The organism is Pseudomonas graminis, from assembly GCF_013201545.1.
GTDB lineage: Bacteria > Pseudomonadota > Gammaproteobacteria > Pseudomonadales > Pseudomonadaceae > Aquipseudomonas.
Map to the genome: position 1 here is coordinate 5,117,550 of NZ_CP053746.1, position 21,152 is coordinate 5,138,701.

Annotated in this window: 22 protein-coding genes; 10 read left to right on the plus strand and 12 right to left on the minus strand. The window is 60.2% G+C overall.

Going from position 1 to position 21,152, the window contains the following annotated elements:
* The first annotated feature begins 76 nt into the window (after window positions 1-76).
* Window positions 77-397 carry a DUF883 family protein gene (locus FX982_RS22725; RefSeq protein ID WP_122625365.1) on the plus strand — a complete coding sequence of 107 codons (321 nt, stop codon included), beginning with the start codon at window positions 77-79 and terminating at the stop codon, window positions 395-397.
* Between the two features lie 72 nt (window positions 398-469).
* On the opposite strand, the gene FX982_RS22730 is transcribed toward FX982_RS22725, so the two are convergent.
* Window positions 470-823, minus strand: a complete 354-nt coding sequence (locus FX982_RS22730; protein ID WP_172612691.1) for a hypothetical protein — start codon at window positions 821-823, stop codon at window positions 470-472.
* A 480-nt stretch (window positions 824-1,303) separates the two neighbouring features.
* On the opposite strand from FX982_RS22730, the gene FX982_RS22735 reads away from it, so the two are divergent.
* From FX982_RS22735 to FX982_RS22755, 5 genes are all read left to right on the plus strand, one after another.
* Window positions 1,304-1,858, plus strand: coding sequence for a paraquat-inducible protein A (locus FX982_RS22735; RefSeq protein ID WP_254074947.1), 555 nt, complete (start codon window positions 1,304-1,306; stop codon window positions 1,856-1,858).
* Window positions 1,855-2,472 (plus strand): paraquat-inducible protein A, encoded by a 618-nt coding sequence (locus FX982_RS22740; RefSeq protein ID WP_172612692.1) that lies wholly within the window; start codon window positions 1,855-1,857, stop codon window positions 2,470-2,472. Before FX982_RS22735 ends, FX982_RS22740 begins: the two co-directional genes overlap by 4 nt.
* The gene (locus tag FX982_RS22745) at window positions 2,462-4,138 is read left to right on the plus strand and encodes an intermembrane transport protein PqiB (RefSeq protein ID WP_172612693.1); all 1,677 of its coding nucleotides are present in this window, start codon (window positions 2,462-2,464) and stop codon (window positions 4,136-4,138) included. The genes FX982_RS22740 and FX982_RS22745 overlap by 11 nt, the downstream gene beginning before the upstream one ends.
* Entirely contained in the window at window positions 4,135-4,758 is a 624-nt protein-coding gene (locus tag FX982_RS22750; protein WP_172612694.1) for a PqiC family protein, read from the plus strand. Before FX982_RS22745 ends, FX982_RS22750 begins: the two co-directional genes overlap by 4 nt.
* 319 nt (window positions 4,759-5,077) lie before the next feature.
* On the plus strand, window positions 5,078-5,548 hold the full coding sequence (locus FX982_RS22755) for a helix-turn-helix domain-containing protein (protein ID WP_172612695.1): 471 nt from the start codon (window positions 5,078-5,080) through the stop codon (window positions 5,546-5,548).
* 72 nt (window positions 5,549-5,620) lie between these two features.
* On the opposite strand, the gene araH is transcribed toward FX982_RS22755, so the two are convergent.
* The 5 genes from araH to FX982_RS22780 all read right to left on the minus strand — a co-directional run bounded on the left by araH (window position 5,621) and on the right by FX982_RS22780 (window position 11,088).
* A complete protein-coding gene (araH, locus tag FX982_RS22760; RefSeq protein WP_065988753.1) occupies window positions 5,621-6,586 on the minus strand; it encodes an L-arabinose ABC transporter permease AraH in 966 nt (321 codons plus the stop codon).
* 45 nt (window positions 6,587-6,631) lie between these two features.
* The gene (araG, locus tag FX982_RS22765; RefSeq protein ID WP_172612696.1) at window positions 6,632-8,161 is read right to left on the minus strand and encodes an L-arabinose ABC transporter ATP-binding protein AraG; all 1,530 of its coding nucleotides are present in this window, start codon (window positions 8,159-8,161) and stop codon (window positions 6,632-6,634) included.
* A 93-nt stretch (window positions 8,162-8,254) separates the two neighbouring features.
* Window positions 8,255-9,259 carry a substrate-binding domain-containing protein gene (locus FX982_RS22770; protein WP_172612697.1) on the minus strand — a complete coding sequence of 335 codons (1,005 nt, stop codon included), beginning with the start codon at window positions 9,257-9,259 and terminating at the stop codon, window positions 8,255-8,257.
* Window positions 9,260-9,422: 163 nt separating this feature from the next.
* Window positions 9,423-10,301 (minus strand): SMP-30/gluconolactonase/LRE family protein, encoded by an 879-nt coding sequence (locus tag FX982_RS22775; RefSeq protein ID WP_172612698.1) that lies wholly within the window; start codon window positions 10,299-10,301, stop codon window positions 9,423-9,425.
* Window positions 10,302-10,377: 76 nt separating this feature from the next.
* Complete coding sequence (locus FX982_RS22780; RefSeq protein WP_172612699.1) at window positions 10,378-11,088, minus strand: FadR/GntR family transcriptional regulator; 711 nt, start codon at window positions 11,086-11,088, stop codon at window positions 10,378-10,380.
* A gap of 348 nt (window positions 11,089-11,436) precedes the next feature.
* Here FX982_RS22780 and FX982_RS22785 point away from each other — a divergent pair, with 348 nt between their 5' ends.
* Window positions 11,437-12,579 carry an aldose epimerase family protein gene (locus FX982_RS22785; RefSeq protein WP_172612700.1) on the plus strand — a complete coding sequence of 381 codons (1,143 nt, stop codon included), beginning with the start codon at window positions 11,437-11,439 and terminating at the stop codon, window positions 12,577-12,579.
* A gap of 258 nt (window positions 12,580-12,837) precedes the next feature.
* Complete coding sequence (locus tag FX982_RS22790; protein WP_037011182.1) at window positions 12,838-13,062, plus strand: DUF6555 family protein; 225 nt, start codon at window positions 12,838-12,840, stop codon at window positions 13,060-13,062.
* 377 nt (window positions 13,063-13,439) lie between these two features.
* On the opposite strand, the gene FX982_RS22795 is transcribed toward FX982_RS22790, so the two are convergent.
* The 3 genes from FX982_RS22795 to FX982_RS22805 form a co-directional block, all read right to left on the minus strand.
* Window positions 13,440-14,180: an S-methyl-5'-thioinosine phosphorylase gene (locus FX982_RS22795; protein WP_172612701.1), complete on the minus strand. Its 741-nt coding sequence runs from the start codon at window positions 14,178-14,180 to the stop codon at window positions 13,440-13,442.
* Between the two features lie 8 nt (window positions 14,181-14,188).
* Window positions 14,189-15,190, minus strand: a complete 1,002-nt coding sequence (nagZ, locus tag FX982_RS22800; RefSeq protein WP_172613153.1) for a beta-N-acetylhexosaminidase — start codon at window positions 15,188-15,190, stop codon at window positions 14,189-14,191.
* Between the two features lie 105 nt (window positions 15,191-15,295).
* Window positions 15,296-16,006, minus strand: a complete 711-nt coding sequence (locus FX982_RS22805) for a TetR/AcrR family transcriptional regulator (protein WP_172612702.1) — start codon at window positions 16,004-16,006, stop codon at window positions 15,296-15,298.
* A 229-nt stretch (window positions 16,007-16,235) separates the two neighbouring features.
* Between FX982_RS22805 and lexA the strand changes: the two genes are divergently transcribed.
* Both lexA and sulA read left to right on the plus strand, forming a co-directional pair.
* Window positions 16,236-16,844, plus strand: coding sequence for a transcriptional repressor LexA (gene lexA, locus FX982_RS22810; protein ID WP_065988571.1), 609 nt, complete (start codon window positions 16,236-16,238; stop codon window positions 16,842-16,844).
* A gap of 11 nt (window positions 16,845-16,855) precedes the next feature.
* Window positions 16,856-17,359 carry an SOS-induced cell division inhibitor SulA gene (gene sulA, locus FX982_RS22815; RefSeq protein ID WP_172612703.1) on the plus strand — a complete coding sequence of 168 codons (504 nt, stop codon included), beginning with the start codon at window positions 16,856-16,858 and terminating at the stop codon, window positions 17,357-17,359.
* Between the two features lie 98 nt (window positions 17,360-17,457).
* Here the strand turns inward: sulA and FX982_RS22820 are convergent, their stop codons facing one another.
* The 3 genes from FX982_RS22820 to topA form a co-directional block, all read right to left on the minus strand.
* On the minus strand, window positions 17,458-17,694 hold the full coding sequence (locus FX982_RS22820; RefSeq protein WP_037011193.1) for a hypothetical protein: 237 nt from the start codon (window positions 17,692-17,694) through the stop codon (window positions 17,458-17,460).
* 75 nt (window positions 17,695-17,769) lie between these two features.
* Window positions 17,770-18,291, minus strand: coding sequence for a DUF6586 family protein (locus FX982_RS22825; RefSeq protein WP_172612704.1), 522 nt, complete (start codon window positions 18,289-18,291; stop codon window positions 17,770-17,772).
* A 149-nt stretch (window positions 18,292-18,440) separates the two neighbouring features.
* Entirely contained in the window at window positions 18,441-21,044 is a 2,604-nt protein-coding gene (topA, locus tag FX982_RS22830; protein WP_122625378.1) for a type I DNA topoisomerase, read from the minus strand.
* Window positions 21,045-21,152 lie beyond the last annotated feature (108 nt).

Below are 21,152 nucleotides of genomic sequence, written 5' to 3' on the forward strand. Positions count from 1 at the left end.
GCGGATTTGGGCTGCAACTTTTTAGGCACTCAAAACTCCATTGCACACTGCCATAACCACTGAAAGGAAATTTGCCATGGCTCGTAAAACTGCTGCCCAAAACGCCGCTGTCGAACAGATCAAGGATCAAGCGTTCAGCGAACTGGCCGCCCTCATTGAAGAGTCCGACAAATTGCTGAAGGACAGCGCCTCACTGGTTGGCGAAGAAGCCGACACCGTGCGCGCTCAACTGAGCCAGAAGCTCAAGCAGGCCATGGAGTCCGTGAGCAGCGTGCGCGAACGCGCCAAGCCAGCCGTCGATGCCACCGAAAACTACATCGGCGGCCACCCATGGCAGACCGTGGCGGTCTCTGCGGGCTTCGGTCTGGTCGTGGGTCTGCTGCTGGGCCGTCGTTGATCATCGACGTCTGACTCTGCTTCAAGACGGGCTTTGGCCGGGGCATCCCTTGATGTCACCGGCCTCGGATCCTCAGGAGTGTGGCGGGATCACTTCCAGCTGCGACAGTCGATGGGCCTTGGCCATCGCGGCATCGATATCCATCTTAGCCTTCTCGGCGTCAGCCTGAGACTCGAACGGCCCGATCATGACCACTTCTCTGCCATCGACCTTCACCACGTAAGACGGGTAATGGTGCTCAACCAGCCAATAGGTCATGTCGCTCAGCGCTTCCTTCAAATGGACACGAATGGTCCATTGCTGCGAAGCCGGCGTCGGCGCTTCCGCCACCGAGTCAGTGCTCGGAACCTGGGCGGGTGTCGCCGGCTTGCCGCCATCACAACCCGCCAGCATCAACACCGCTACCATCATTGCCATCTTGCGCACGTCTGTTGCTCCTCGTTTGAAGTGGCGGGAGTCTATCACCGCAGGTGGATGCGAGTTGTAACTGGCCGCCGCTACAATGCTCGGCCACAACAGCGAACTCGCTTTCAACCCTGCCTGTGACAGCATTCTGAAAAGAGCGCGACCGCCTTTGCAAAATTACGCCGAACCCAATGATGGCACTGTGGTCAATCTTTCAAGTCTTCTCGCCGGCGCGTCTTTCATGACATTCACTTCAACTAATGCGAGCCTGCGCTTGGCCGACAGGGTATCGTTGCCCGCCCAACGCCCACACGCGCAATCGACGAAAGCCGATCTATCGTGAACACATCCATGACTTCCGCGACGCCCGCGCCGATGACTGACATTTCTCACCGCCAGGCCCATGCATCCGAGCAACCGCCCGCGCCAGCGCTGGGCGAGACGCACGCGCGCGCTGATCAGTGGATCATCTGCGAGCATTGCGACTCGGTCTACGAGGCCATGCCCCTGAACAGAGGCGAGGCTGCCTATTGCCTGCGCTGCGCCGCGATTCTGCGCCGCAGTCACCGGCTGACCATCGAGCAACTGCTCGCACTGAGCCTCGCCGCCTGCGTCCTGTTCATCTTCGCCAACGTGTTTCCGGTCATCAGCATCAGCATGCAAGGCCTGCACAACGAGGTAACCCTCTGGGGTTCGGTTCAAGCGCTGGCCCAGGGGCAGATCACGCTGATCGCCCTGGTCGCAGGGCTGGCCATCATTCTCGCGCCGGCGCTGCAGATCGCCCTGCTGTTCTGGGTACTGGCGCATGCCCATCGCGGCGAGATCGCCCCCGGCTTCAAGATGTGCATGCGCACCCTCGAACACTTGCGGCCCTGGAGCATGCTGGAGGTGTGCCTGCTGGGGATTCTGGTGGCGATCGTCAAGCTGGCAGGCATGCTGGACGTACACGCAGGCGCAGGCCTGTGGGCCATGGCAATGCTGATGGTGCTGATCCTGTTGATCGCCGGCAAAGACATCCGCCGCCTGTGGGACGAACTGGGAGTTGAACCGGAATGAACGGCATTCCCTACGCCCGCGACTACAAAGTCACCTTGTGTCACGTGTGCAGTTACGTCTGCCCGGAAGACGCCCATGAATGCCCGCGCTGCGATTCGCCGGTGCATCGGCGCAAGCCCAACAGCCTGACGCGCACCTGGGCATTCCTGATTGCAGGGCTGATCTTCTACATTCCGGCCAACCTGCTGCCGGTGATGTATACGACCATGCTCGGCAGCAGCAGTGAGAACACCATCATGAGCGGGGTCATCGAGTTCGCCGAAAGCGGCTCATGGGACATCGCCATCCTGATTTTCATCGCCAGCGTGGTCGTGCCCTGCATCAAGTTTCTGGTGCTGGGGCTGATGCTGGTGACTTGCCAGCGCCGCAGCACATGGGCGATGCGCGAGCGCTCGCGGCTGTTTCGTTTCATTGAACTGATCGGCTACTGGTCCATGCTCGACGTGCTGGTGGTCGCGCTAGTGGCAGCGCTGGTTCAGTTTCGCGGGCTCAGCACCATCGAGCCGCGCCTTGGCATTCTGTTTTTTGGTTTGGTGGTGGTGATGACCATGCTTGCCGCCATGACGTTCGATCCCCGGCTAATCTGGGACGCAGAGGTTGAAGATGTCCGATAACACCCTACCCCCCTCCCCGCCGACCCGACCGCAGGTCAAGGCACGCAAGGTCCGCGTGTCACTGGTCTGGCTGGTGCCGATCGTCGCCGCCCTGATCGGCTTGTCGATGGTGGTTCATGACTTCCTCAACGTCGGCCCCAAAGTGGTGGTGAGCTTCCTCACGGCCGAAGGTCTGGAAGCCAAGAAAACCCAGGTCAAGTACAAGAACGTGGTCATCGGCATGGTCACCGACATCGAACTCAGCGATGACCGCACTCACGTGCTGGCAAGCATCGACCTGAACCAGTCGGCCGTGCCGTTCACCCGCGCCGACACACAGTACTGGGTGGTGCGGCCGCGGATCGGCGCCCATGGCGTGACCGGCGTCGATACCCTGTTATCAGGGGCGTTCATCGGCGCCGATGCCGGCAACTCGGAAGAAACCAAGAAAGACTTCACTGGCCTGGAAACCCCGCCGGCCGTGACGTTTGGCGAGAAAGGCAAGCGCTTCATTCTGCACACCGACGACCTTGGCTCGCTGGACATCGGCTCGCCGGTGTACTTCCGCCGCATCCAGGTGGGCCAGGTCGTGGCCTACGAACTGGCGAAGGACGGCAAGGGTGTGGACGTCGAAATTTTCGTCGGCGCGCCCAACGATCAATTCGTCCTCGACGATTCACGCTTCTGGAACGCCAGCGGTGTGGACGTCACCCTCGGTGCTTCGGGCCTGAAAGTCTCCACCCAGTCCATGGCGTCGATCCTCTCCGGCGGTATCGCCTTCCGTGAACCCAAGTACAGTCCGGACGCCAAGCCGGCCAACGGCAACGCCGAATTCAAGCTGTTTGAGGACCAGGCCACTGCGCTGGCCCCGCCCGACGGCGAACCCAAATACATCCGCATGCGCTTCAACCAGTCGCTGCGCGGCCTTGTGGTCAATGCGCCGGTGGACTTCCTCGGCGTCAATGTGGGCCGCGTGGTGTCCGTTGACCTCGACTATGACGCGGCGACGGGCACCTTCCCCGGCATCGTCGGCGCCGTGATCTATCCACAGCGGCTGGGCGCAGCCAATGACAAGCTGAAACAGCAGGCCGGCGGCGGCGACGATGAAGAGCAGACCTCCAGAATTCTCGGTCAGTTTGTCGAGCGCGGGCTGCGGGCGCAGGTGCGCACCGGCAACCTGCTGACCGGCCAGCTTTATGTGGCCATGGATTTCGATCCCAAGGCGGCGAAGATTTCCTATAACGCCAAGGCGCGTCCGTTGGAGATTCCGACGGTGCCCGGCAGTTTCGATAAGCTGCAGGAGCAGTTGCAGCAGTTTGTCGACAAGCTTGGCAAGATCCCCCTCGACGACCTGGCAAAGAACCTCAACGGCAGCCTGATCGAACTCCAGAAAACCATGAAGCAGGTCAACAGCGACGTGTTGCCACAGATGCGTGGCGCGTTGCAGCAAGCGCAAAAAACCTTGGGCACGGCCAACGAAGCGCTGTCGGATGACTCGCCGGCACGTCAGCAACTGGGTCAGGCCATGGACGAAGTCCAGCGGACGGCGCGCTCAGTGCGGGTGTTGACCGACTTCCTCAGTCGCCATCCGGAATCGCTGATTCGCGGTCGCACTGGCGATGCGGCGCCCGGTTCGTATAAAGGATCATCCTCTTCCCGTGAAATCGCTCCGGAGCCGGCCCAATGACGCTGCGTAATTCTCTTCTCGCCCTGGGGTGTGTGCTCGGTGTGGCGGCCTGCGCCTCCACGCCGACCCACTATTACACGTTGATCGCGCCGGCCACTCCGGTGCCGGCGAATGTAAGCCCGGCGCCGTTTCAGTTCGAAATGCAGGCTGTGCTCATGGCGGTGCAGGTCGACCAGCCGCCGCTGGTCATCCGCCAGGGTAATGGCAGCCTGGCGATTCTGGAGAACGAACGCTGGGGCGCGCCGTTGGGCGATGAATTCCATGACGCGCTGACTGGACAGCTGGAGCGTCGCTTCGGGTCCCGAGACCTTGCCGGGCTGCCGAAACAGAGTAACCAGCCGGTGCTATCGGTGCGCACCGACGTACGTCGCTTTGAATCGGTGCTGGATCAATACGCCCTGATCGACGTGGTCTGGAACCTGAGCCTGCGCGGCAGCGGTGCCGGGCCCGGTACCCAGCGACAGACCCTTACCTGCAGCAGCGTGATTCGGCAACCAGCAGCACTCGGCATGGAAAACCTGGTGCTCGCTCATCAGCAAGCCGTGTCGGCTCTCGCTGAAGCCATCGCGCGGACCGCCTCGCAATGGGCGCGCCAACCCGATGCCCGCTGCCCTTCCTGACAGCGTCGACGCCCGGTCCCCAGACGCCCGGGCGTTCCCATCAGCGCACCTCCTTCACGCCACTATCCATAAAGCCCACCGGTCCTACCCAAGTCATTCGTTCGAATGGTTGTAATACAACTGTTTGAGAAAATTCCTACAACACGCTATTTTCGGATCCACATTCAAACCGAATGACGGTATTGTCTGGTCCTGTATGAATAGACAAATCTCTTAAGCCGCACCCGTTTGCGTTGATCTGCTCATCCTCCCGCCGAGTCGGTCCATGAATTCGCATTCAGCTGCTTGACCTCAGGGATCCTCAAACGGAGTTGAGCACATGAAAGGCATTGGCCTGCGACTCAGGCAGGAACGCAACAGACTGAAGCTGTCACAGAGCGCATTAGGCGCTATTGGCGGCGTCGAGACCAACGCACAGGGCAATTACGAGAACGGCACCCGGTCGCCGAAGGCCGATTATCTGCTGCGCATCGCCGAGGCCGGTGTCGACCTGAACTACGTCATGAGTGGCAACAGGGCATCGCCGAGCGCAGTGAACAGAGCATCGGTGATAGATCCTGAGGAACCGCCGGACGTATACCCCCATCTCACCAAAGTCACCCATCAGCTGCACCGTAATTTATACGGCCTCATTGAGGCTTCGCTGCAGTTGACGCAACTCATCGAAGTGCGCAACCACGATGCTCGGTTCAGCGAAGCAACGGTGCAGCTGGAAACGATCCGGGTTGAAGCGCAGTCGCTGGCCCAGGCCACGATGAAGTTGATCTTCGAGACCTCGAAGCTGGTGTAAAGCGGCATGGTAGGAGATGAGGCTGTGTGGGGAGAGGCCCTCCTCACACAGCGCAGTCCAGACGACCCCGAATCAGCGACGCTTCAACCGGTCGATGATCACCGCCAGCAACAGGATCGTGCCGCGGATTACGTACTGGTAAAACGTGTCGATGTTCTTCAGGTTCATGGCGTTCTCGATGATTGCCAGAATCAATACCCCTGCGATCACGTGGCGAATCATGCCGATGCCCCCGCTCAGGGACACCCCGCCCAGTACGCACGCGGAAATCACCGTCAGCTCAAAGCCCTGTCCGATCATCGGCTGACCGGAGGTCATGCGCGAGGCCAGCACCACGCCGGCCAGCGCGCCGATCAACCCGTGCACGGCAAAGATGATGATCTTGGTCCGGTCGACGTGTACGCCTGCCAGCAACGCCGCTTCCTGGTTGCCGCCGATGGCCAGGGTATTGCGTCCGTAGGTGGTGTAGTTCAACAGCCAGCCGAAGAAGATAAAGCAGACGATGGTGATCAGAATCGGCACCGGCACGCCGAACAGCTGACCGTTACCGAACACGAAGAAGGCCTCGTCGCCGACGCCCACGGCTTTACCGTTGGAGAAGATGTACGCCAGCCCCCGCACAATCTGCATGGTCGCCAGCGTGGTGATCAGCGCGTTGATGCGCAGCTTGGCGATGACGATGCCGTTGATCAGCCCGACCAGCAAGCCCATGGCCAGCGCCGCCGATACGCCCAGAAACACGCTGTCGGTGTCACGAATGACGATCCCGGCAATGACGCCTGAGCACGCCAGTACCGAACCGACCGACAGGTCGAAATGCCCTGACGCCAGGCAGTACAGCATGGTGCAGGCGGCGATGCCGACGGTGGAAATCGCGAGGCCCAGGCCACGCATATTCAGCGGTGACATGAAGTTGTCGATCAAAAGCGCACAGAGCACAAAGATGCCCAGGGCGGCCATGAGCATGGCCCAGTCGTCGACGAATCGACGCAGGTTCATGCCTTGGCGGGGAGCCGTCAGGCTGGATTCGGTAGACATACGCACCTCGTTCTTATTTTTCATAGCCAGTTTTCAAGGCCAGGTTCAACCGCGCGTACGCGGCAATGCCAGTTGCAGAAGACGCTGTTCATTAGCCTCTTCGCGGGACAATTCGCCGGTGATGGCGCCTTCACTCATCACCAGAATCCGATCGGAAATGCCCATGACCTCCATCAGGTCGCTGGACACCACAATGACCGCAATGCCATCGGCAGCGAGGTTGTGGATGATCTGGTAGATCTCGGATTTGGCGCCGATGTCGATGCCCCGGGTGGGCTCGTCCAGCAGCAGCACTTTCATCGGCATCGACAGCCAGCGGCCGAGAATGGCCTTCTGCTGATTGCCACCCGACAGAAACAGCATCTGCTGTTCGGGCGAAGGCGTCTTGACGTTCATCGACTTGATCTGGTGCCGGGCGTTGTCACGCTCCCAGCGGCCCTGAATCAGGCAGCCCAGGCTGACATGGCGAGGCCGCGCGCCGATGTTGATGTTCTCGGCGACACTGGACAGCGGCACGATGCCTTCTTTTTTGCGGTCTTCCGGGCACAGCAGAATGCCGGCGTCGATGGCGTCGCGCGGTGAACGCAGGTTCAGCGGCTTGCCCTCCAGTTGTAAGGCCCCGGCCTGACTGCGCGTCAGCCCCGACAGCATGCGAAACATCTCGGTCCGACCGGCGCCGACCAGCCCGAAGAAGCCAAGGATCTCCCCCTTCTCCACGGCAAAACTGACGGGCTCCTGCAAACCGGGGCCCATCAGGCCAGTCACTCGCAGGCTCGGCCCCTGATGCTGGCGCGGCCGATAGTTGTAGATGTCCTGGATGTCGCGCCCAACCATACAGGTCACGAGGCGGTCATGGTCCAGATCAGCCATGTCCTCGAAGGTGCGCACGAAGCGCCCATCCTTGAACACGGTGACGGCGTCACACACGCGGAAGATTTCTTCCATGCGGTGAGACACGTAGAGAATGACCCGGCCTTCATCCCGCAGCCGGGTGATGATCGCCATCAGACGATCGATCTCGCGCGCCGACAGGCTGCTGGTGGGTTCGTCGAACGCAATCACATGGGCGTTGCGCGACATGGCCTTGGCGATTTCCACCAATTGCCGCTGACCCAGGGAGAGATCACCCAGGCGCGTGTTCGGGTCGATCTCGTCAGCCAGACCTTTGAGCAGCTCCCTCGCGCGTCGGACCATGGCCCGACGGTTGATCATGCCCCAGCGATTGGGCATGTGACCGAGCAGCAGGTTCTCCGCCACCGACATTTCCGGGACCAGGTGCAGTTCCTGGTGAATCACCGCGACGCCGGCCGCGATGCTGTCAGCGGTTGATTTGAACGCCAGGTGCTGATCGCCGATCTGCAGATCGCCGCTGTTGGGCTGGTACGAGCCACCGAGAATCTTCAGCAGCGTCGATTTACCCGCGCCGTTCTCGCCCATCAGCGCGTGAACGCTGCCTGGCCGAGCTTCGAAATTGATGTCCGACAGCGCCCTCACACCGGGAAAGGTTTTACCGATCCCGTTGAAGCGCAGGCTGCCGCCAGGCTGAACCTGTTGTTGAACCGATGCCTGTTGCATGAACCACCTCCACCCCGCCCCACCCTTTGCGAGTGAAACGGGGCCTTGCAGATATCCGCCTGAGTTTCAGGCGTCCCGACTCGACTGCCGCGCTTACTTGTACAGACCGATCTTGGTCAGCACGTCCTTGAAGTTGGCGCGGGTGATCAGCGTCACGTCGTCCATGGCGGTGTATTTCGCGGGTTCTTTACCGGTGGTGACCCACTCGTACATCGCCAGAGCGGTGTTGTAACCCTCTTTGTCAGGGCTAGGCAGCATCGACCCAAAGAAGCCGCTGTCCTTCTTCTTCAGCTCGTCGATGGCGTCAGTGCCGTTGATGCCGATGCCGATGACGTTGGCGGCGGTGAAGCCGGCGCCAGCGGTTGCACGCACGCCACCGAGTACGGTGTTGTCGTTCATGCCACCGATGATCAGATTTTTCGCGGCCGACGGCAGCTTCGGCAGGGCAGCGCCGGTGGAATCCATGCTGCCTGGCACGTCGAGGGTTTTCTGCGGAGCAAAGAGGATGTGATCCTCAGGCAAACCGGCTTTCTTCAACGCATCCACCGAACCGTCGGTGCGCTTCTTGCCGGTGTCGAGCTCGTTGTAGGTGTTGATGATCGCGTAGGTTTCTTTCCAGTCCCACTTGCGATTTTTCGCTTCGTCGGCCATGGCCGCGCCCTGTTTCTGGCCGACTTCGAACGCGGCCATGCCCAGGTACGGCACGTCTTCCATGAACTTGCCTTTGGCGTCGACGAAACGGTCGTCGACGGCCATCACTTTCATGTCATTGGCTTTGGCTTTGGCGACGATGGACGGGCCGAGGGAAACATCAGGCGGGCAGATGACAAACCCTTTGGCGCCGTTGGCGGCGAGGCTGTCGATGGCGGAGAGGGTTTTCTCACCGTCGGGAACGGCAATTTTGATCACTTCAAAACCGTGTTCCTGACCGGCTTTTTCAGCGAAGGCCCATTCGGTCTGGAACCAGGGCTCTTCAGCCTGTTTGACCAGGAAGCCGATCTTGACCTTATCAGCGGCAGATACACCGCCGCTCATGCCGAGGATGGCGGTGGCAACAGCAGCACAGCACAGGGAACGAATCCCGTGGCGACTCAACATAGCTAACTCCTTATTTTTATTGACTAGCTACAGCGTTCAGCAGTGAGTGTCGGGACGGAATGCAGCTGGAACAACGCAGGCCGACCGACTGAAAACAGTCATATCATATTATCAATGAAGCCTATGTAACCGAGTGTCACACCTCTACCGCACAGGGTTTGGCTCACCCCGCAAAGCGATGCGAGGCCATGCCCTTGATGCCAATTTTCATCTGAATCACAGACCCATCCAGCTCCAGCGCGCCATCTGCAGGCCGCGCGCTGGTGACGAATAACGTGGTCATGTCCGGCCCGCCGAACACGCAACTGGTCGGGTGACTGACCGGCAACTCGACGACCCGATCAACGCTGCCATCGGGGGCAAAACGGATCAGGCAGCCACCACCCCAGCGGGCGTTCCAGACAAAACCATCTTCGTCCATCGCCGAGCCATCGGGGGCACCGCGCGAATGCTCATGGGCCCAGACCTCCCGCTCGCCGAGGGAATGATCCTGGTTGATCGGGTAGCGATAGATCACGCCATCCAGAGTGTCTGCGGTGAGTACCGCTGCATCGTTCTCCGGCCAGACCAGTGTGTTAACGATGCCCTGCCCGTTCAGCAACGGCGCGACCGAGGCATCGCCGTCGACGCGGTAAAGTCCGCCGGAGCGACGCTCGATCGGCAGGTCACCGCCCTCCTCGTCCAGGTTGTTCTGCATGGTCCCCAGCCACAGCCGGCCATGCCGGTCGCAACGGGCTTCGTTGGCACGATTGCCGGCCACAGGGTCGGCGGCGCATAGCAGAGAAATAACAGGCTGATGGGACGGGGAATCGAGGTCGAGACGGTGGACCCCGCTGGCGAGGGTGACCAGTGCATCGCCTGTCATGGTAGGAATGAAGGCGGAGACCGGCTCGGTGAACTGCCAGTGGGACAGCTTGCCGGCGTGAAGGCGCAGCGCGCGGAAGCCGGCGATATCGACCCAGTACAACGCCTGATGGGCATGGTCCCAGAACGGCCCTTCGGCCAATTTGAAACGCTGGTCACAGACCGGCAGCCATTTCATGGAAGATTTCCTGCTTATTATTGTAGGTCTGTGAGCCACTCAAAAAGCTCACCTCTGAAACGTCAAACGTGCCTGCTCAGGAATAGCGTGACGGCGGTTGTTCCCGTGAACGCGCGATCACTTCACCAGCGTTTTCTATCAGACTCATGCAGGCCCACACACCCCGCGCCGAATCCCGATTCGCAATGGCGTCCGCCAGATCCTTGTGCAACGGCAAGGTTCTGCCCAGCTCGCCGGGCACCGCCGATGACACTTCAAACGAAATCGCCAGCAGAGCGCCCAGTGCCGGCAGCATCTGCTCGATAAACTGGTTGTGACTCGCCGCCAGCACCGCTTCATGGAAGCGTTGATCCGCAGCGTTGTAATCGCCGAAGTCGGCGACGCTGGCCGCAAGCTGCGCATAGGCTGCCTGAATCCCGGCAATCTGCTCCGGTGTCGCCCTTTCACACGCCCATCGCACGGCCATCGGTTCAATGGCGCGTCGTAAATCCAGCAGGTCCAGCACAAAACTTGTCGGCAGACCTTTTGCCGCCAGCCAGCCCACAACCTGCGGGTCAAACAGATTCCAGGCGCGCACCGGCAATACCCGCGTGCCCACCTTAGGCCCGACTTCCAGCAACCCCTTGGCCACCAAGGTCTTGATGGCCTCACGAATCACCGTCCGGCTGACCCCGAACTCTTCACCCAATGCCGCTTCAACCTTCAGCGACTGCCCCGGCATCACGTTGCCTTGAGCAATCCAGGCCCCCAGGCCGTCTACCGTCGACGCGTGAAAACTGCTGCTCATTGATCCGCCCCTGTTTGCGGTGTGTTCCGCAAATCGAGGCTAATGATCATACGATTAGGCGTCAATCGCCTGTACAGGCGAGCGATTCTGGGCTAGACCTTCCCGCGTCAGGACAGACACTGCCTTTCGCCAAATAGTATTACAATTTATTTTTAAAGCGAGTGGTTTTGATCTATAAATCGAATTATCAGGACCAGCCAACTTAAATAGTATGACCAATTGTAGAATCCTGAGTGATTGACCTACTGCTTCGCCGCACCCGCTTCGAGCAACAAAGGTGCCGCCTTCGGGCGGTATGCCTCAAATACCCCATGACAACATGCCCATAAAAACAAAAGGACCGACGCAATGAGAAAGACGCTTATCCCTGCCCTGGGGCTGTCACTGATGGCCGCCGCCCTGCACGTGCAAGCCGCCGGGCTGTCCACTGAACACGGTGCTTTCGGTAAACTCGCCGATGGCACGCCGGTCGAGAAATACACCTTGCGCAACAGCAAGGGCATGCAGGCCACCGTCATTACTTACGGCGGCACGTTGCAATCGCTGTTGGTGCCGGACAAGCACGGCAAGGCTGAAGACGTGGTTCTAGGCTTCGACGACGTGGATGGCTACGTCAAAGGCACCGCGTTTTTCGGCGCCACCATTGGCCGCTTCGGCAATCGCCTCGCGGGCGGCAAGTTTTCCCTGGATGGCAAAAGCTATCAGGTGCCGCTGAACGACAAGACCAACTCCCTGCATGGCGGGCCGAAAGGCTTCGACAAGCAGATCTGGAAGGCTGAAGAGGTCAAGGGCAAAGGCTCGGTCGGGGTCAAGCTGACGTACGTCTCGATCGACGGCGAGATGGGTTTCCCCGGTACGCTGAAAACCGAAGTCACCTATAGCCTGAATGACAAGAACGAGTTGCGCATCCAGTACCACGCGACAACGGACAAACCGACCGTTCTCAACCTCACCAACCACAGCTACTTCAACCTGGCGGGCGCGGGTAACGGCGACATCCTGGATCAGGTGGCGGTGGTGCATGCTGCGCATTACACGCCGGTCAACGAGACGCTGATCCCGACCGGTGAGCTGCCGCCAGTGGCCGGCACACCGTTTGACTTCCTCAAACCTGTCGCCTTCGGCAAGCGCATCCGTGAAGACAACGAGCAGCTCAAGTTCGCTGAAGCGACCCAGGGAGGCTACGACCACAACTGGGTGCTCGATACCAAAGGCAAGCTGTCGAATCTGGCAGCGGACGTGGTCGATCCGAAGTCGGGTCGTCGTTTGCAGCTCTTTACCACCGAGCCCGGTGTTCAGCTGTACACGGGCAACTTCCTCGACGGCACTGTGAAAGGCAAGGGCGGCAAGATCTATCCGCACTGGGGCGCGTTCACGCTGGAAACCCAGCACTACCCCGACTCGCCGAACCAGCCGGCCTTCCCTTCGACTCGCCTGGAACCAGGTAAGGCCTACACCCAGACCACTGTGTTCAAATTCCTGAACAAGTAACCATTTGAGTGTGAAAAGGGGCGGCAGGACGATGTGAAGGGTCGTCACTGCCGCATCGCTCTGTGCTTCATGCCGCCATGGCGTCGCTGGAACCGCTCAAAACCGGGGCTTGCCACTCATTTGTGAGGGTGATCGACGGTTCGCTCATCGTTCTGTACTAAAGCTAACCATTTGGCTTAGAACGAGAATTTCGAGTGAATTTTCCCGGCGGTGACGACTCAGTTACAAAGAGAGTGACTGATAGGGAGGTTTGCAAGCGTGGCACAGTACAAGCATTTCAGAATCGATTATCTGCTGCACGGCAGCTACAAAAGCTTCTACATCAGCGCTGAAGCCATGGACAACGCATCTGCCTGGCATTGGGCGTCTGTGGATGCCGGGTTTGGTCAGATTCCAAAATACCGCTCGGATCGCGTTCCGAAGGTTACCAAGCCAAAAGCCGAGCAACTGGGCTTGACCGATGTCGAGTGGGCTGAATCCTGATCAGCCGATCAGGCTTCCTTGTCCTGATGTGATATTTGACTTTTCCCTACGGAAACTTGCTTTGGCAGCGCGTCATTCCTGATGCGCTGCCGGGCACCCGCCGCCTGATCTTCCCCCTCGCTTTACCTCCCACCGTTCCGGCCCGATTCGAAGAGAATTCTGACGATTAACCTGCTGCATCGGTGCCGTTGGCAAACCTGATCATTAAACGACCATTGCAGCTAAAGCCTTGCAACTACTGGCTTACAGAAACTTATCCACAGACATATTCACGCTTTCCGTGGACAACTTTTTCAACGAAATGGCGTTGACTTTGCTGCTCTCCCCGGCCTAGCCAGCGTTCTAGAAAGGCCCCGCCAGACCGACATTTTCCTGCATCAAGCGGCGCTGAGCACCCTTGCCAGTGTTGCCTTGACCTTGCCGATTCCGTCGTGCAAAGCCTGCTCGATTTCGGCCATGGTGATCACTGCCGCCGACTTGCCGGCAGCCGGATTGACCACCAGCGCCAGACAGGCATATTCCAGGTCAAGCTCACGGGCCAGGGCCGCTTCCGGCATGCCGGTCATGCCGACGATGTCGCAGCCGTCACGCTCCAGTCGCGCGATCTCCGCCACGGTTTCCAGACGCGGGCCCTGGGTGCAGGCGTACACGCCGAAATCGCTGTGGGCGCAGCCCTCGGCAGCCAGCGCCGCAATCAGCCGGGCCCGTAACGGCGCGCTGTAGGGGAAGCTGAAATCGATGTGGGTCACGTGCTCCAGGTCATCGGCAAAGAACGTGTGATCGCGACCGCTGGTGTAATCCACGAGATCATGGGGCACGCAGAAATGGCCGGTGCCCATGTCAGGGTGGATTCCGCCTACGGCGTTGACCGCCAGAATCGCTTCGGCCCCGGCCTGCTTCAGCGCCCAGATGTTGGCGCGGTAGTTGACCTTGTGTGGCGGAAAGCGATGCGGGTGACCGTGACGGGCCAGAAACATCACCTCGCGGCCGGCGTACTCGCCCAAATGGATATCGCCGGACGGCGCGCCGTAAGGCGTATTCACCGCCAGGGATTGACGGATCGTCAGCCCGTCGAGCTGGGTCAGGCCAGTGCCGCCGATAATCGCGTAAACAGTCATGGGAATCCTTATTCGAGCAGTTGAGCAGCGCGCAAGGCAGTCAGTGCCGCCAGCCAGCGCGGGTGCTGCCGGTATTCGGTGGACGCTATGCCCTGCCCGCGCATTCTGTGAAGTCGCGCCGCAGGAGGCGAGACCTTCAGGCGCTGCGCGGCACTCAACGCCAGCTCAGCCGCAGCGCGGTCGTTGCACACCAGGCCCATGTCACAACCGGCGGTAAGCGCCGCCTCGATGCGGCTCGCGGCATCACCCACCACATGGGCGCCAGCCATCGACAGGTCATCGCTGAAGATCACCCCATCGAATCCCAGCTCGCCGCGCAAGATGTCCTGCAGCCAGCGGCGGGAGAAACCCGCCGGCTGCGGATCGACCTGGGGATAGATCACGTGGGCAGGCATGACCGCTGCCAAGTGTTTGCTCAGGCGCTGAAAGGGCACCAGGTCGTTGGCGCGGATCGTTTCCAGACTGCGCTCGTCGTTGGGGATAGCCACATGGGAGTCCGCTTCGGCCCAACCATGCCCCGGGAAATGCTTGCCCGTAGCGGCCATGCCCGCCGCATTCATTCCGCGGATGAAGGCGCCGGCCAATAATGCCGCGCGCTCGGGCTCGCCTTCAAAGGATCGGGTGCCAACGACCGCACTGCGCTGATAATCCAGATCCAGCACCGGCGCAAAGCTAAGGTCCAGCCCTACTGCCAGGACTTCGGTAGCCATCAGCCAGCCACAATGTTCGGCGAGGCTTTCGGCATTGGGATGGCTGGCAATGGCGCGCATCGGCGGCAACCGGACAAAACCCTGGCGCAGGCGCTGCACGCGGCCGCCCTCCTGGTCGACAGCCAATAACAACTCGGGACGAATGGCGCGAATGGATGCACAGAGCTCACGCACTTGCCGTGGGCTCTCTATATTGCGCGCGAAAATGATCAGGCCGCCCACTTCGGGCTGACGCAGAAACTGACGGTCTTCGGAGGTCAGCCAGGTACCGGCGACGTCCACCATCAGGGAGCCTTGCAGGCCAGAACTCATAGGAAGATCCTTCAACAACCAATGCTCAAGCCGGCATGGTGAGGGATCGAAGGATGTGATGCAAATTACGCCACCGCCAGCCGGTGACGCGCTTCAGACCTTGGCAGGCAACGGTGTGGAGGTTTTGGTCCGGGGCCTGAGTTGCGCGGTGAGCATGGCGTTATCGGTGACACCCGTTTCGGCGCGCATGCCGGCCGCCAGGAATGGCACCATCAGGCGCATGACCTGCTCGATGGACGTGTTGACACCGAAATCGGTCTCGGCGATGGCGCGCAGGGCCTTGATACCGGACATGCTGAACGCGGCAGCGCCCAACATGAAATGGACCCGCCAGAACAACTCGATGGGAGGAATGCGCGGCGCCGCTTCGTTGACCAGCAGCATGTAACGACGGAACACCTTGCCGTACATGTCTTCGAGATAACGCCGCAAGTGGCCCTGGCTCTGGCTGAATGCAAGGCCAAGCAGGCGCATGAAGATGGACAGATCATTGCCGCTGCGCGGCTGAACGACTAACGCCTGCTCGACGAGAATCTCGAGCAGCTCTTCGAGGGTGGGTTTGTTTTCAGGCTTGGCCTGGCGGCGCTCCAGCTCGCGATCGAGACTGACGCAGAACGGCCCGAGGAAGCGCGAGAATACCGCCTGAATGAGGGCCTTCTTTGAGCCGAAGTGGTAATTCACCGCGGCCAGATTGACTGACGCCTTGCTGGTGATCAGCCGCAACGAGGTTTCGGCAAAACCCTTCTCGGCAAACAGCTGCTCCGCTGCATCGAGGATTCGTTCAACTGTTTCCGACTGAGCCATGGTTCAACGCCTGACAAACAAGTGTTTGAAACATACGTTTCATACACGGCACTGTCAACCCTGAGCACCTGCTTTGTGTCCCGGCAGTCACGGGCATTTAACCATATAAACCGGGGCCTGTAGCCATCCATGGATGAGGCGCAATGCAGGCGTGGCGAAAAGGCCCATTGCCAAGACCCAAGCACTGTATATAATCCCAGTCACTGTATAAAAAGCCAGAGCGATGCACATGATCAAACTGACGTCACGCCAAGCCGAGATTCTGGACTTCATCAAGCGCTGCCTCGAAGACAACGGCTACCCGCCCACCCGCGCTGAAATCGCTCAGGAGTTGGGGTTCAAGTCGCCCAACGCCGCCGAAGAACACTTGAAAGCACTTGCCCGCAAAGGCGCCATCGAAATGACCCCGGGTGCCTCCCGCGGCATTCGTATTCCGGGCTTCGAAGCCAAACCCGATGACAGCGGTCTGCCAATCATCGGCCGCGTTGCAGCCGGCGCGCCGATCCTGGCCCAGCAGCACATCGAAGAATCCCTCGCCATCAACCCGGCCTTCTTTCATCCGAGTGCAGATTACCTGCTGCGGGTACACGGAATGAGCATGAAGGACGTCGGGATTCTCGACGGCGACCTGCTGGCCGTTCACACCACCCGCGAAGCACGCAACGGCCAGATCGTTGTGGCGCGTATCGGTGACGAAGTGACGGTTAAACGCTTCAAGCGTGAGGGTAACAAGGTCTGGTTGCTGGCCGAGAACGCCGACTTCGCACCGATCGAAGTGAATCTCAAAGATCAGGATCTTGTCATTGAAGGCTTGAGCGTCGGCGTGATTCGTCGATAAGGAGAACGTAGATGCAGTTCCCACAGACACCGCAACAACATGCACAACTGCCACTGTTCGAAGCATTCATGGCGCCCGGCGTGCCCATGCTCGACGTTCCGCTGTTGCAGGTCCCGACGCTGGCAGAGATTGCAGAGTCGCCCTGGAGCAACGAACCAGAAGCCTTTAGTGAATTGTCATTGCGCGGCGCTGCCGGGAACTGCCTCAACCTGCTGGCGCCGATCCTGCGCGAGTTGAGCCAGGACACCAACGATCGTTGGCTGACGCTGATAGCTCCCCCCGCCAGCGTGACCCAGGCATGGCTGCGTGACGCGGGTCTGAATCGGGAAGGTATTATTCTGATGCACCCGCGCGGGACTCAGAGCGCCCTGGAACTCACCCGTGAGGTCTTGCGACTGGGCCGGAGCCACACGGTGGTCAGCTGGATCAATTCCCTGTCAGGCAGTGCGCGCCAGCAACTAGCAAGCGCAGCACGCATCGGCGATGCGCAGAGCCTCAACATTCGTCTGGGCTGAGCACGTCGGCAAAACTATTCAGGGTATGTAGAGCGTACAGGCGCTTCTTGCGAATCGAGAAGCGGGACGGCATGTGGGCGAGCTGCAGATCCCGAGAATCAATGCAGCACGCGCGGCCCTTCTTCATCCTTGGTCAATTCACCTTCGGCCAGACGGCCTGCCATCTGCACACCGACGCTGAGCATCGCCTTGGCGACTTCGACGTGCTGACCCTGCAGGAACGCCTTGGCGTCTTCGGAGAAGTTAAGCGTGACGAGTGAGCCTTCGTCTTCGGCGCGGCGCAATTCGATGCGGCCGTCAGGCAGTTCAACAATTTCCAGAAACGAAGTTGGCATCAGTGCAGTTCTCCACGAAAGGCCGGCATTGTAACAGCCAGAGGACTCAGTCCCTAGCCCATCGATCACTCTGCATCAGCACTCGCTCAGCCCTTCCCTGAACCGGATTGCCAGGCCTTTGAGCTGCTGGCGCCAGGCTTCCATCTCTTCGCGCGTCAATGCCTGCTCAGGCTCTTCGTCCGCCCCCACTGCGATGATCAATGGCTGGGTGACGTCACCCTTGGGTTTGCGCGGCGCGCTCGGAGGCAAATACAACTTATGGTACGAAGCCAGCAGCTGCGCCAGCCAGGTCTCGCGGTGTTGGGCCAGTTCCACCAGTTCCGCCATTTCCGGAATGGCGATGGCTTCCAATACTTTTGGCGACAGCAGATCCTCTGCACGGGGCGTGCTGGCCTGTGGCAGGCGGTAGAATCCGGCAATCTCGTGGCACAGCCCGAGCAATGCGCCGTAGAGATGAAAGATCGCCGACTCACGCTCCGCCTGCTCAAGCCCCTGGGCGTTCATCGCGCGGCTGTCCCTGGCCTTGGCCATCGCTTCCAGTGCCAGGCCTGCGAAGAAGAGCTTTTGGTTGGTGCGGGTATAGAGTTCGTGAGCCATAACGGTGGCCTCTGTAGAGATGAGTGAATCGCCAGCCTGCCCGCAGCGGTTAGCCGCAGACAAAAAAATCCCTCGGAGCGCACATGCACGCCGAGGGATTCTTTTAACGCAAAGCGTCGAGGCTGACCAGTCGGATCGAGATCAAACGATCAACGCTTGTCCTCGACCTTCCACTTGCCGCCGTCGTAGAACGCACGCCAGCCGGTGGGCTTGCCGTCCACTTCGGTCTGCACGTACTGCTCCTTGGACTTGCGGCTGTAGCGGATCACCGCTGGACGACCGTCGGGGTCCTTCTTCGGCGCTTCACAGAGGAAGTGATACTTCGGATCGATCTCGTCCTTGTGCGGCGCGATCTCCATGACCAGGGGCGCACGGGTCTCGCGGTTTTTCGGGAACTGGCTGGCTGCCAGGAACAGCCCCGAAGCACCATCACGCAGGATGTAGGTGTCGTCTACCTTCTCGCATTTGAGCTCCGGCATTTTCACCGGGTCCATCTTCGGCGGTGCCGCTTCACCGCTCTTCAGCAATTTACGGGTGTTTTTGCAGTTGGTGCAGCCGAAGAATTTGCCGAAACGGCCGGTCTTGAGCTGCATCTCGCCGCCGCACTTGTCGCACTCCACGCTCGGGCCTTCATAGCCCTTGATGCGGTACGTGCCCTCTTCGATCTCGTAACCCGAGCAATCCGGGTTGTTGCCGCAGATATGCAGCTTATGTTTCTCATCCAGCAGGTAGGCGTCCATCGCGGTGCTGCAGATCGGGCAACGGTGCTTGCCACGCAGTACGCGGGATTCAGACTCGCCCTCATCGTCGTCGGCGATTTCGTCGCCCGGCGTGAGGTTGACGGTGGCCTTGCAGCGCTCTTTCGGCGGCAGGCTGTAGCCCGAGCAGCCAAGGAATACGCCGGTGGACGCCGTGCGAATCTGCATCGGGCGACCGCAGACCTTGCAGGGTATGTCAGTCATCACCGGCTGGTTGGCGCGCATGCCGCTGTCGGGTGCTTCGGCCACTTCGAGTTTCTTCTTGAAGTCACCGTAGAACTCGTCGAGGACGTTCTTCCAGTCGCGCTGCCCGTGGGCCACGTCATCGAGGTTCTCTTCCATGCCGGCGGTGAAGCCGTAGTCCATCAGGTTCGAGAAGCTTTCGGACAAACGCTCCGTGACGATATCGCCCATCTTTTCCGAATAGAAACGACGGTTGTGCAGGGCCACGTAACCACGGTCCTGAATCGTCGAAATGATCGCCGCATAGGTCGATGGACGACCGATGCCGCGTTTTTCCATTTCCTTGACCAGGCTCGCTTCCGAATAACGCGCGGGCGGCTTGGTGAAATGCTGACTTGGATCAAGCTTGATCAGCTTTAGCTTGTCGCCTTGAGCCATGTCCGGCAGGACGTCGTCATCGCCCGGTTTGCTCATTTGCGGCAGCACGCGGGTGTAGCCGTCGAACTTGAGGATGCGGCCCTTGGCGCGCAGCTCGAAATCGCCAGCCGCGACGCTGACAGTGGTCGACAAGTATTGCGCAGGCGGCATCTGGCAGGCCACGAACTGGCGCCAGATCAGTTCGTACAGACGCTCGGCGTCTCGCTCCATGCCGGTCAGCTTGCTCGGATGCGTGTTGACGTCGGAGGGACGAATCGCTTCGTGAGCCTCTTGTGCCCCTTCCTTGCTGCTGTAGACGATCGGCGATTCCGGCAGGTACTTCTTGCCGAACTCGGTTTCGATGTAGGTGCGGGCCATGGCCACTGCGTCGGCCGACAGGTTGGTCGAGTCCGTACGCATGTAGGTGATGTAACCGGCTTCGTACAGACGCTGGGCCATCATCATGGTTTTCTTCACGCCGTAGCCCAGGCGATTGCTCGCGGCCTGTTGCAGCGTGGACGTGATGAAGGGTGCCGACGGCTTGCTGCTGGTCGGTTTGTCTTCACGCTTGCTGATGCTGTAGGCCGAGGCCTTGAGCTTCTCCAGCGCCGCCATGGCGGTCGCTTCGTTCAGCGGCTTGAAGGCTTCGCCTTTTTCGCGGGCAACTTCGAAGCGAACGTTGGCGCCCTTAGCGGTGCCGAGGTCCGCGTGGATCTCCCAGTACTCTTCCGGGTTGAACGCACGGATTTCACGCTCGCGCTCCACCACCAGCTTCACGGCCACGGACTGCACACGGCCGGCCGACAGACCGCGGGCGATCTTCTGCCACAGCAGCGGCGACACCATGTAGCCGACGACGCGGTCGAGGAAACGGCGTGCCTGCTGGGCATTCACGCGGTCGATGTCGAGCTCGCCCGGTTTGGAGAAGGCTTCCTGGATGGCTTTCTTGGTGATCTCGTTGAAGACCACGCGCTTGTAGCGCGCATCGTCGCCACCAATGGCTTCGCGCAGGTGCCAGGCAATGGCTTCCCCTTCGCGGTCCAAGTCCGTCGCGAGATAGATGGTGTCGGCGTCTTTGGCCAGGCGGCGCAACTCGTCGATCACCTTCTCTTTGCCGGGAAGGATTTCGTACTTGGCTTTCCAGCCGTGCTCCGGATCGACACCCATGCGCGCCACGAGCTGACGCTTGGCCTTTTCCTTGGGCGACAGCACGGGCGCTTCGGCCACGGCCTTGCCGCGCTTGGCAGCAGGCTCTTTGGAGGCGCTAGCCGAACCGCTGGTGGGCAGGTCTCGGATATGGCCGATACTCGACTTCACCACGTACTGGTTGCCCAGGTACTTGTTGATGGTCTTGGCCTTAGCCGGGGATTCCACAATGACCAGCGATTTGCCCATGGATCGGAAAATTCCTAATGCGAGAAAAAAGACGTCAGAGCCGTCGAGGCCCCGCTATATATAGTGGCTGAAAGGTGAGGTCAAGCAATGGCTGCTGCAACGTGCCGC